12 protein-coding genes are annotated in these 12,195 nt (G+C 39.3%); all 12 read left to right on the forward strand.

Features of this window, described 5'->3' with window-relative positions:
- Positions 1-85 precede the first annotated feature (85 nt).
- The 12 genes from FJR11_RS09575 to FJR11_RS09630 all read left to right on the forward strand — a co-directional run bounded on the left by FJR11_RS09575 (position 86) and on the right by FJR11_RS09630 (position 12,195).
- A complete protein-coding gene (locus FJR11_RS09575) occupies positions 86-286 on the forward strand; it encodes a hypothetical protein (RefSeq protein ID WP_168503466.1) in 201 nt (66 codons plus the stop codon).
- A complete protein-coding gene (locus FJR11_RS09580) occupies positions 286-546 on the forward strand; it encodes a hypothetical protein (RefSeq protein ID WP_168503467.1) in 261 nt (86 codons plus the stop codon). The genes FJR11_RS09575 and FJR11_RS09580 overlap by 1 nt, the downstream gene beginning before the upstream one ends.
- Before the next feature lie 47 nt (positions 547-593).
- A complete protein-coding gene (locus FJR11_RS09585) occupies positions 594-1,958 on the forward strand; it encodes an OB-fold nucleic acid binding domain-containing protein (protein WP_168503468.1) in 1,365 nt (454 codons plus the stop codon).
- Between the two features lie 94 nt (positions 1,959-2,052).
- A complete protein-coding gene (gene leuC / locus FJR11_RS09590; RefSeq protein WP_168503469.1) occupies positions 2,053-3,456 on the forward strand; it encodes a 3-isopropylmalate dehydratase large subunit in 1,404 nt (467 codons plus the stop codon).
- Between the two features lie 122 nt (positions 3,457-3,578).
- Positions 3,579-4,187 (forward strand): 3-isopropylmalate dehydratase small subunit, encoded by a 609-nt coding sequence (gene leuD, locus FJR11_RS09595; RefSeq protein ID WP_168503470.1) that lies wholly within the window; start codon positions 3,579-3,581, stop codon positions 4,185-4,187.
- 104 nt (positions 4,188-4,291) lie between these two features.
- Positions 4,292-4,768, forward strand: coding sequence for an EVE domain-containing protein (locus FJR11_RS09600; protein WP_254444729.1), 477 nt, complete (start codon positions 4,292-4,294; stop codon positions 4,766-4,768).
- Positions 4,769-4,841: 73 nt separating this feature from the next.
- Positions 4,842-6,104, forward strand: coding sequence for a YcjF family protein (locus tag FJR11_RS09605; protein WP_168503471.1), 1,263 nt, complete (start codon positions 4,842-4,844; stop codon positions 6,102-6,104).
- Between the two features lie 106 nt (positions 6,105-6,210).
- Positions 6,211-6,774, forward strand: a complete 564-nt coding sequence (locus tag FJR11_RS09610; RefSeq protein ID WP_168503472.1) for a hypothetical protein — start codon at positions 6,211-6,213, stop codon at positions 6,772-6,774.
- A gap of 298 nt (positions 6,775-7,072) precedes the next feature.
- Entirely contained in the window at positions 7,073-7,555 is a 483-nt protein-coding gene (locus FJR11_RS09615) for a hypothetical protein (protein WP_168503473.1), read from the forward strand.
- 74 nt (positions 7,556-7,629) lie between these two features.
- Entirely contained in the window at positions 7,630-8,022 is a 393-nt protein-coding gene (locus FJR11_RS09620; protein ID WP_168503474.1) for a DUF2358 domain-containing protein, read from the forward strand.
- A gap of 43 nt (positions 8,023-8,065) precedes the next feature.
- Complete coding sequence (locus FJR11_RS09625) at positions 8,066-9,256, forward strand: TRC40/GET3/ArsA family transport-energizing ATPase (protein WP_168503475.1); 1,191 nt, start codon at positions 8,066-8,068, stop codon at positions 9,254-9,256.
- 173 nt (positions 9,257-9,429) lie between these two features.
- On the forward strand, positions 9,430-12,195 hold the full coding sequence (locus tag FJR11_RS09630) for a GAF domain-containing protein (RefSeq protein WP_168503476.1): 2,766 nt from the start codon (positions 9,430-9,432) through the stop codon (positions 12,193-12,195).

The following is a 12,195-nucleotide window of genomic DNA, read 5'->3' on the forward strand; positions in this document are numbered from 1 at the left end:
AGAAATAATTATCTTCATCAGAAAGTTCGAGCTTAACTAAAATAGGATCAAATCAACTGTAATCCCACAAAGGTAAAAACTGTTTATGTCAAACCTTAAAGAAATTGAAACTGCAATTCTTTCACTTCCATCTCATGATTTTGAGAAGCTGAGACAATGGTTTTTAAACCTAGATTATGAACATTGGGATAAACAGCTAGAGATTGACATTGCAGATGGTAAATTGGAAGCGTTAGCTCAGGAAGCGATCGCCGAGTTTCAAGCAGGACGTTGCCGCGAAATTTGATGCACTACACAACACAACGATTCTGGCAATGCTATGATGCTCTCCCTGAAAGTGTGCAGCAAACTGCTAATCAATGCTATGAATTGCTCAAAGCTGACCCGTCTCATCCATCATTACATTTCAAAAAGCTAGGTAACAAGTATTGGTCGGTTCGAGCAGGATTAAATTACCGTGCTTTGGGTGTTGAAGTGGAAAACGGTATTTCCTGGTTTTGGATGGGAACACACGCAGAGTATGACAAACTAATCGGTAGACTGTAACTAAAGTTTCAGCAAATATATAGAGAGAACTTGCAAAAATAAGTAATATGGTTAAAATAATTTCTCGTACTTATGTCGGTCAAGCCAATGTTTATGATATTGGCGTAGAAAATGACCATAATTTTGTGATTAAAAATGGTTTTATCGCTGCCAATTGTTTTAATAAATCCCACTCGACAGCTTACGCTTACGTAACTTATCAAACAGCATATTTAAAAGCAAATTATCCATTGGAATATATGGCGGCTTTGTTAACCGCTAACAGTGGAGATACTGACAAAGTGAAGAGGTATATTGAAAACTGCTCTACCGATAATATTAGTATTACTATTGATGCTCCAGATGTGAATCGCTCTGGTTTAGATTTTACCCCGGTGGGTGAGAAGATTTTATTTGGATTTTCGGCGGTGCGGAATGTGGGAGAAAATGCGATCACTAGTATTTTAGAAGCGAGGGAAGAATCAGGGGAATTAGTGCCATTTAAATCTTTGGCTGATTTTTGCGATCGCGTTGATTTACGGGCTATGAATCGGCGCACTTTAGAATCATTAATTAAATGCGGAGCTTTTGATAAAATTGAATCTAATCGCAATCAATTAATTCATGATTTAGAATTAGTGTATGAATGGGCGCAATCCCGTGCTAGAGATAAGGCTAGTGGACAGGGAAATATCTTTGATTTATTAGGAGGTGGATTTGCAGATAATAATAATCAACCCCAAAAGAACGCTTATGAATCTGCACCGAAAGCTCCTCCCGTTAATGATTTACCACCCCTAGAAAAATCACGGATGGAAAAAGAATTATTAGGATTTTATCTAAATCATCCCCTTAAATCTATCAGACAATCATCCTCAGTCCTTGCACCCATTAACCTGGCACAATTGGGAGAACAAAAAGATGATGCTATCCTTTGTGCCGTGGTCATGTTGAATAATGTCAAAAAGGTTGTCACAAAAAAAGGTGATTCTATGGCAATTTTACAAGTTGAAGATTTATCTGGATCTTCGGAAGCTGTGGTTTTTCCTAAAACCTATGAGCGCATTAGTTCCGTTTTAGAAGTTGATGCCAGATTAATTATTTGGGGTAAAATAGATCGCCGTGATGATCAAGTTCAATTTATCCTAGAAGATGCAGAACCTGTAGAAACAGTAAAAATGATTTTAGTGGAACTGAGTCCACAACAAGCAGGGACAATTGAAGAACAACATCGTCTAAATACAATTCTGAAAACACAAGCTGGGGATAAAGATAAATCAAGAATACCTGTAATTGGCGTTGTCCAAGCCGGAAATCACCGGGAAATTGTTCGCTTTGGCAGACAGTTTTGGGTACAAGATTCGGGAACAACAGTACAAGCATTACAAAACGGCAAATTCCGCGCTGATATCAAACAACTAACCAGCGGTTAAAGCTTTTTTCTTGCCTACTGTTCACCTTCTTGGTAACAGAGTGGCGATTTTCTGATAGAATCAAAAATCCGACTCCTTTAACATAAATTAATGTATGAGCAAGGGTACTCTGTTTGACAAAGTTTGGGACTTACACACCGTTGGTACACTACCATCAGGACTAACACAACTATTTATTGGACTACATCTTATTCATGAAGTTACAAGTCCCCAAGCCTTTGCGATGCTGAAGGAGCGGGATTTAAAAGTATTATTTCCAGAACGGACAATAGCCACAGTTGATCATATCGTTCCCACAGAAAACCAAGCCCGTCCCTTTGTGGATAGCATGGCCGAAGAAATGATTCAGGCATTAGAAAAGAGTTGTCAAGAAAATGACATAACTTTTTATAATATTGGTTCAGGAAATCAAGGGATAGTTCACGTCATTGCGCCTGAATTGGGACTGACGCAACCAGGAATGACCATAGCTTGTGGCGATAGCCATACATCAAGTCATGGCGCATTTGGAGCGATCGCCTTTGGTATCGGTACAAGTCAAGTGAGAGACGTTCTTGCCTCCCAAACCCTATCATTATCTAAACTCAAAGTCCGCAAAATCGAAGTTAACGGCATATTAAAACCCGGAGTTTACGCCAAAGACGTAATATTGCATATTATCCGGACATTAGGCGTAAAAGGTGGCGTAGGCTACGCTTACGAATTTGCTGGCACGACCTTTGAGCAGATGAACATGGAAGAACGGATGACCGTTTGTAACATGGCCATAGAAGGTGGGGCAAGATGCGGATACGTCAACCCCGATCAAATCACCTACGATTATTTGCAAAATAGAGACTTTGCCCCCAAAGGTGCAGACTGGGACAAAGCCGTTGCTTGGTGGGAATCCCTCAGTAGTCATGCTGATGCCGAATATGATGATGTCGTAGTATTTAATGCCGAAGACATTCCCCCCACAGTCACATGGGGAATTACACCCGGTCAAGGAATTGGCGTAAACGAAAAAGTCCCCACAGCCGCAGAACTTCTAGAAGAAGACCGCTTTATTGCCGAAGAAGCATATCGGTACATGGACTTATATCCCGGTCAACCCATCCAAGGCACAAAAATAGATGTCTGCTTCATCGGTAGCTGTACCAACGGACGCATAAGCGACTTACGAGAAGCCGCCAAAATTGCCCAAGGTCGCCAAGTTGCCAAGGGTGTAAAAGCCTTCGTAGTTCCCGGTTCAGAACGAGTCAAAAAAGAAGCCGAAGCCGAAGGACTAGATAAAATCTTCCAAGCCGCCGGCTTTGAATGGAGAGAACCAGGATGTTCCATGTGTTTAGCCATGAACCCCGACAAACTCCAGGGGAGACAAATCAGCGCCTCCTCCTCCAATCGCAACTTTAAAGGTAGACAAGGATCATCATCCGGTCGTACCTTACTCATGAGTCCCGCCATGGTAGCCACAGCAGCCATCAAAGGCGAAATCGCCGACGTGCGCGAGTTGTTATAAAAATCATGTGGGGTGGGCATCCTGCTCGCCCAAACTAGGACAGGCTAGAAGCCCGTCCCACAAGAAAAAACTCTCTTAAACTCTTCCCTTCGTGTTCTTCGTGCCTTCGTGGTTTATTAATTATGGTCAGTGAAGTAAAACAAGTATCCGGTAACGCCGTTCCCCTCATTGGTAACGACATAGACACCGACAGAATTATACCCGCCCGCTACTTAAAAGCTATCACCTTTGACGACTTAGGAGCAGGCGTTTTTGTTGACGACAGAAAAGCCTTAAACGGTGAACACCCATTTGATCAAATCCATTACCAAGGGGCGAAAATCCTCATCGCTAACCGCAACTTTGGCTGTGGTTCATCACGGGAACACGCGCCCCAAGCCCTAGCAAAATGGGGAATTAAAGCCCTCATTGGTGAAAGCTTCGCAGAAATCTTCTTTGGTAACTGCGTGGCAATGGGGATACCATGCGTAACTGCTGAATCAGAAGTAGTTAAACAGTTGCAAGAATTAGTCATCGCTAATCCTCAAGAAGTTATTACCATAACTTTGGAAAAATTGCAAGTGCAAATTGGTGATTTTACTGCCTCGGTTGTTATGAGTGAAGGAACAAGAAGCGCTTTTATTGCAGGAACTTGGGACGCTTGCGGACAGTTGGTAGCGAATGCAGCACAGGTAAAAGCTACAGCAGCGAAGTTACCTTATATTGGTTGGGGTAATTTAGCCACAAGTTAGTTTTTGTATATCTGTGGTTTGATTTTATCGAACCGCAGAGGCGCAGAGGACGCAGAGGAAGGAGGTTAAGAAGGAATTTTTACTCATATCGAATTAATTATTAGATGAATACAATTAATTATTGGTTAATGAAGTCAGAACCGGCAGTTTATAGTATTACTGATTTACAACAGCAAGGTGAAACTATTTGGGACGGTGTGCGTAATTATCAAGCGCGGAATTTTCTGAGGGAAATGCAAATAGGAGATTTAGCTTTTTTCTATCATTCTAATGCTGAACCTCCGGGGATTTTTGGTTTAATGCGGATAGTAGAAACAAGTATTTCCGACCCGACACAATTTGATATAAATAGTAAATATTATGATGCTAAATCAACTCCTGAATCTCCTCGTTGGCAAACTGTGAAAGTTGAATTTGTGGAAGTATTTACTAATCCTCTTGCACTTTTAACACTCAAAGCAAAGTTTAGTGGTGATGAGTTATTAGTAGTCAAAAAAGGTAATCGTTTATCAGTAACTCCTGTCATAGAATCGGTCGGAAGGAGGATTTTAGAAATGGGAAGGGATATTCACCGATTATAATTGAGTAGGGGCGGGGTTTCCCCGTCCTCTAAAAATATTAGACATCTCTATCAAATTGTAGGGAGTGCAGTTTATGACTGAACGAGGTGATAATAATTCCTGGAAAAACAGGGTGACAGGGGTTTTTAATCAAGCGACAGATAAATTAACCCAACTTTTACCAGTAGAACAAGTTACACAAACTGTAGGACAATGGTTTAGTGTCAGTGATACTCAAGTTGCGGAAATTCTGGAAACCATTCGCTCTGAGTTACCAACTACGGAAGCTTTATTATTAGGAAAACCCCAAGCGGGTAAAAGTTCGATTGTCAGGGGTTTAACTGGGGTTTCTGCGGAAATTATCGGTCAGGGTTTTCGTCCCCATACCCAACATACCGAACGTTACGCATATCCTGACAATGATTTACCATTGCTAATTTTTACAGATACAGTTGGTTTGGGAGATGTCAACCAAGCAACTGAAGTCATTATTCAAGAATTAATCGGCGATTTACAACAGGAAACAAATAAAGCTAGAGTGCTGATTATCACTGTTAAAATCAATGATTTTGCCACTGATACTCTGCGGCAAATTGCTCAAAAACTACGTCAGCAATATCCCAATATTCCCTGTTTATTGGTAGTAACTTGCTTGCATGAAGTTTACCCACCAGAAATAAGTAATCATCCTCATTATCCTCCAGATTTTGGAGAATTAAATCGGGCATTTATCGCTATCAAAGAAAATTTTGTCGGTTTATATAATAGTGCCGTTTTAATTGATTTCACTTTAGAAGAAGATGATTATAATCCGGTATTTTACGGTTTAGAAGCACTGCGAGATAATTTAGCCGAACTTCTCCCAGAAGCCGAATCAAAGGCAATTTATCAACTATTAGATCAACAAGCTGGAGAAAAATTAGGTAATATTTATCGAGACGCTGGCAGACGTTACATTTTGCCCTTTTCGATTATGGCTGCTACTTTAGCCGCAGTTCCTTTACCTTTTGCTACCATGCCCGTTTTAACCGCCTTGCAAGTATCAATGGTGGGATTGTTGGGTAAATTATATGGACAGACAGTAACACCATCTCAAGCCGGGGGTATTGTCAGCGCCATAGCTGGTGGTTTTGTTGCCCAAGCGGTAGCACGGGAATTAATTAAATTTATCCCTGGTTTTGGTAGCGTCATTGCGGCCTCTTGGGCAGGGGCTTATACCTGGGCATTAGGTGAAGCTGCTTGCGTGTATTTCGGTGATTTAATGGGTGGGAAAAAACCTGATCCTCAAAAAATTCAAGCAGTCATGCAAGAGGCTTTTACAGGGGCAAAAGAACGATTTAAAGACATTAAAAATTAAACAAAACCTCTAAATTCTCTCCGTGCCTCTGCGCCTCTGCGTGAGATAAAAAGTGATTCATTTACCCAAAAAGCGTTAATCTAGATGGTAAAGTTCAAAGATAATTATGACACTGGAAGAAATAGCTGGTACGTTAACAGAGTTATTTAGTGCTGAAGTTGTAAAATCTATTGCCCCTGGTTCTTGGCAAGTAGAAACTCCTGATTTTCGCTTATTGGTACTACTTTCAGAAGATAATACTTGGTTGCGGGTATTACTGCCAATTATGCCTTTACAAGAAGCCGCAGCATTTCTGACCCAGTTTCTAGAGGCTAATTTTGATGATACTCAAGAAACACGATATGCTGTATATGATGGGGTGGTGTGGGGAGTATTCCAGCATAATAGTGGCACTTTGACTAATGCAGATTTTGCTAATGCGATCGCTCGTCTAATTTCATTATATGAAGCTGGTGTTAATGATGTTTTCAATAATTTGGTAGAAACTCGTATCCGCGAAATTGTTAAAGCAGCAAAACAACAGGGGCAATCTCTCGCAGCCACTATGCAAAATTTAGACCGTTTTTATGCAGAAGGATTATTAGGAGACATTGACCAAAATCCCCAGGGAAGAGAACAAGTTTTAGCGGCTTGGCGACAACGCTTAGAGCGTCTTTGGGTGGAAATCTAATTGTGGTAATAGGGAAATAGAAGTCCTGCATGGGATCTTCTATTTCCTGGTAGAAGCAGTGAGATGAACCGATGACTTTCCCGCTTTTTAGAGGGCATATACCTGTTCATTGATGGAACATGGTTGAAAAATAACTCTGGGTCTGCGAAAGTGGACGAGAATCAAAATTGAGCGTTATCCCAATATATCGGCCGCAATCATTGACAATTAAAGTGTCAAAGGTGTAGCCATGGTCAGGCAATTCGGATAAAATTTGACTCGTAAAACCCTTTCTAACATCCTCTAAGGAATCCAGAGAATGACAGTCGCACAAATTCAAACTCAAATCAAAAACCAAGTAGCTAAAATCGAAGAGCAGCAACAAGCATTATTAGATTCTCAAAAAGAATTATCTTTGCTTTTGGAGAAGAAAAAAATCATGCAACAAATAGCACATGAAAAGATTAAGGAAGCAGTGCAGCTATTAAGAGAAGTACAAGCTGATTTAGAGTATACAACTGAAGAGATTCTCGACATCACTAAATCAGAAATGATTAGCCCGGAAACAGAAGATGATTTTGAACTAGCACAATATAACGAGAATAGTTTGATTTTAGGGTCTATAGAAATTGATCTAGAAAAATCTGGATTTAGTATTGCAGAAGGTCAAAAAGAATTGGTCAATGCCATAACGGAGAAACTAGATGATTTTGAATTTGCCTTATCCCGTTTACCTGTAGAAGAAAGAGATTGTGCGAGAGTAAAGCTACAAGCTGTAATAGGTAATTTTGTCAATCAGTAATAAAAGATATGATCAATTCCTAAAACTGCTTTACTTTCCCAATAAATTTATCACCACCAGCACAACATTAATTTATGGATATTATTGAGACTCTTAAAGCCGATTATGCTAGATTTCCGCTAAATCAAACTTACAGCATTTATGCCCATGATGTTTATTTTCAAGATGCTGTTTTTAAGTTTCGGGGCATTGAACTTTATAAATGGATGATTAAATTCATTCAAACTTTTTTCTTGAATCTCAAACTAGATTTACATAACATCCAACGTCAGGAAGAAAATATTAAAACTGAATGGACTATGAGTTGGAATTCTCCTTTACCTTGGAAACCACATATTTCTGTTTCTGGTTGGAGTGAATTACGGCTGAATGCTGACGGTTTAATTGTTTCCCATATTGATTATTGGCACTGTTCCCGTTTAGATGTAATTAAGCAGCATTTCATTTCTGTGAAAAACCAATCATAATGTAAATAAATGTAAACAAAATTCAGGCAGTAAGGAATAATTAATGCGAGTAATTTTAATGACAGGGAAAGGTGGCGTGGGTAAAACCTCCGTTGCCGCAGCCACTGGACTCCGTTGTGCAGAACTCGGCTATCGGACATTGGTTTTAAGTACGGACCCCGCCCACTCCCTGGCAGATAGCTTTGACGTTGAATTAGGCCATGATGCCCGTCTTGTTCGTCCTAATTTATGGGGTGCAGAATTGGATGCACTGCAAGAATTAGAAGGTAATTGGGGGGCTGTGAAACGCTATATTACCCAAGTTTTACAAGCCAGAGGTTTGGACGGCATCCAAGCAGAAGAGTTAGCAATTTTACCAGGCATGGATGAAATTTTCGGCTTGGTAAGAATGAAACGTCATTATGATGAAGGGGAATATGATGTTTTAATTATTGACTCTGCCCCCACGGGTACAGCATTACGGCTGTTAAGTTTGCCTGAAGTTGGCGGTTGGTATATGCGTCGTTTTTACAAACCGTTGCAAAATATTTCCGTTGCCCTTAGACCACTGGTAGAACCTTTTTTCAAACCCATTGCTGGTTTTTCTTTACCAAATAAAGAGGTAATGGACGCACCCTATGAGTTTTATGAACAAATTGAAGCTTTGGAAAAAGTCTTAACTGATAATACCCAAACCTCAGTGCGTTTAGTTACCAACCCCGAAAAAATGGTAATTAAAGAATCTCTTCGCGCTCATGCCTATTTGAGTTTGTATAATGTAGCCACAGATTTAGTTATTGCTAACCGGATTATTCCCCAAGAAGTTACAGATCCATTTTTCAAACAGTGGAAAGAAAATCAAGAACAATATCGTCAAGAAATTCATGATAATTTCTTACCTTTGCCAGTCAAAGAAGTACCTCTATACTCTGAAGAATTGTGTGGTTTAGCAGCTTTAGAAAGGTTGAAAGAAACTCTGTACAAAGATGAAGATCCAACTCAAGTTTATTATAAAGAAACCACTCTCAGAGTTGTCCAAGACAATAACCAATACAGCTTGGAACTTTATTTACCGAATATTCCCAAAAGCCAAGTTCAACTCAGCAAAACTGGAGATGAATTAAACATCACTATTGGCAATCATCGCCGTAATTTAGTATTACCCCAAGCCTTAGCAGCACTGGAACCAGCAGGGGCAAAAATGGAAGATGATTATCTAAAAATTCGCTTTGCTGAAAAAGTGAATTCTATCTAAATTATGAGATACCTGACTTATTTAAGAAGTCAGGTATCTGCTTGTAAAGTTTATTATGTCGATACTATAACGGTATTTGTACGGAAGACAAGTAAAGCTGGAAAGTCTGAAAATATAATTATTAGACTGTATAATTTTTAGTAGAAACCTATTATTTTTATTTTATGAAAAATATGACCTACATACCCAAACTAAATTTAGAAACTGGTATAGCTCAAGAAAATTTACTCCGTCGGATTACAAATCGTATCCGCCAATCATTAGAATTAGAAGATATTATTACCACAACTACCGCTGAGGTTCGTTCCTTGCTGGGAACTGACCGAGTGATGATTTATCAGTTTCACGGTGATCAAAGTGGTCAGGTAATTGCTGAGTCAATTTATGAAAATCGCTTACCATCATTACTAGGGCTGAATTTTCCCGCTGATGATATCCCCCCCCAGGCGCGGGAAATGTTCATTAAATCGCGGGTGCGTTCTGTTGTGAATGTGGATTCTCAGCAAATTGGTCAAAGTTCTGTGTCAGATTTGGAACTAGGAGAAACTGGATCTGCGGATATTTCTTACCGAACTGTAGATCCGTGCCATGTAGAATATTTAACAGCAATGGGGGTAAAATCTTCTGTAGTTGCCCCGATTATCCATGAAGAGCAACTTTGGGGTTTGTTGGTATCCCATCATTCCCAAGCCCGTGCAGTGGCAGAATATGAACTAGACGCGATGCAGATGGTAGTAGAACAGTTATCTGTAGCGATCGCTCATAGTCATCTCCTCACCCAAACCCGCGCCAGAGCCGAACGAGAAGCGATTGTTAACCGTATTGCCACCCTCCTCCATTCCCTTCCCACCATAGTCTTAGAACCTGCTTTAGAAGCTGCGGTAGCCGCCTTTCATGGGGTAGGTGGGAGATTGTGTCTGAGACATAACGCCTTCGACCTCATTCACAGCACTTTTAAAAGTTTACCAGAATGTTTAATCCCTGGAAGTGATTGCGTCCGAGTTTATACCTATGGACAACAACCAGTAATTCCTGAACCAACAATTTACCCATTATTAGAGCAGTATAGTGTTTGGCAGGAACATTATAAAACAGGTAAATATGATGTTTGGGCAATTGATGATATTTACCAAAATCCCAATTTACGCATTATCCAACTGGCTTTTAAACCAACAAAAATTCGCAGCATTTTGATGATTCCCCTGCATTATCGGCAGCAATTAGTGGGATATTTAAGTATTTTTCGGAATGAAATAGATACAGAAACTCTTTGGGCTGGTCAATTTGATTCTGATCATCGTCAACTTTATCCCCGTTTATCTTTTGAAATTTGGCGAGAATCTAAACAAGGACAATCGCAACATTGGACTGATGATGAAATAGAATTAGCTACAGATATTAGTAAACATTTTGCTTCTGCTATTCAGCAATATGAACTTTACCAACAGGTACAAGGATTTAATGATAGTTTAGAAAAACAAGTTCACAAACGCACCTTAGAAATGCGAAGAACGGGAGATCAACAACAAGCGGTATTTGGAGTTATCAACAAAATTCGAGAATCTCTGGATATAAATGCAATTTTTCAAACTACTACAAAGGAAGTTTGTCAATTAATCAAATCAGATCGGGTTTCTGTTTATCGCTTCAGTGCAGATTGGGGTGGAGAATTTGTCGGAGATTTTGAAGCCGCTAGTCCCAATTGGGATAATGAATCTCAACTTGGGATTAATACCATTTGGAATGATACCTATTTACAAGATACCCAAGGTGGACGTTACCGTAATAATGAAACCTTTGCTGTAGATGATATCTATAAAATGGGATTTACTCCCTGTCATGTTGATAATTTAGAACAGTTTCAGATTCATGCTTTTATATTAGCTCCTATTTTTGTCGGTAAAAAACTTTGGGGGTTACTTTGTAGTTATCAACATTCTGGGTCACGGCAATGGCAAGAGACAGAAATTAACTTTCTTAGTCAAATCGCTGGACAACTTGGGGTAGCAATTCAACAAGCTAATCTATTGATTAAAACTCAGCAACAAGCAGAAGAAATCAGCCATACACTCCATAATTTACAAGCCACTCAAGCCCAACTAATTCAAACGGAAAAAATGTCTTCCTTGGGTCAATTAGTAGCGGGTGTTGCCCATGAAATCAATAATCCAGTTAACTTTATTTGTGGCAACCTCGTTCATATTAATGAATATTCTGAGGATTTATTGAAAATTCTCCATCTTTACCAAGAGGAATTATCTGAACCCAGTGATGATATTTTAGAAGCATCAGAAGAAATAGATTTAGAGTTTCTCATTGAAGACTTTCCAAAAACATTATCTTCTATGAAAGTTGGAGTTGATAGAATTCGGCAAATTGTCTTATCTCTACGCAGTTTCTCCCGTCTTGATGAAGCAGAAATGAAAGATGTTAATATCCATGAAGGCATAGATAGCACTTTGTTAATTTTACAACATCGTTTGAAAGCTAGATCGGAAAATAAAGGCATTGAAATAATTAAAGAATATGGCAACTTACCATTAGTTGATTGTTATGCTGGACAGCTAAATCAAGTATTTATGAATGTCATCAGTAATGCAATTGATGCTTTAGATAATTATCAATTACCAGAATCAGAAACGGCTCGTAATTTACATATTACCATCAATACTAGAGTTGGAGAAGTCAATAATATCAAAACGGCGATTATTACTATTGCTGATAACGGACAAGGAATGCCAGAAAATTTAGTATCTAGAGTATTTGACCCATTTTTTACCACTAAACCAATAGGGAAAGGTACAGGTTTAGGACTATCAATTAGTTATCAAATTGTGGTGGAAAAACACTCTGGTATTTTCAAATGTAATTCACAACCGGGAATAGGTACAGAATTCTGGATAGAAATTCCTATTAGACAAATCATTAAAGAAGCTTAA

Source organism: Anabaena sp. UHCC 0187, from assembly GCF_009712035.1.
Classification (GTDB): Bacteria; Cyanobacteriota; Cyanobacteriia; order Cyanobacteriales; family Nostocaceae; genus Dolichospermum.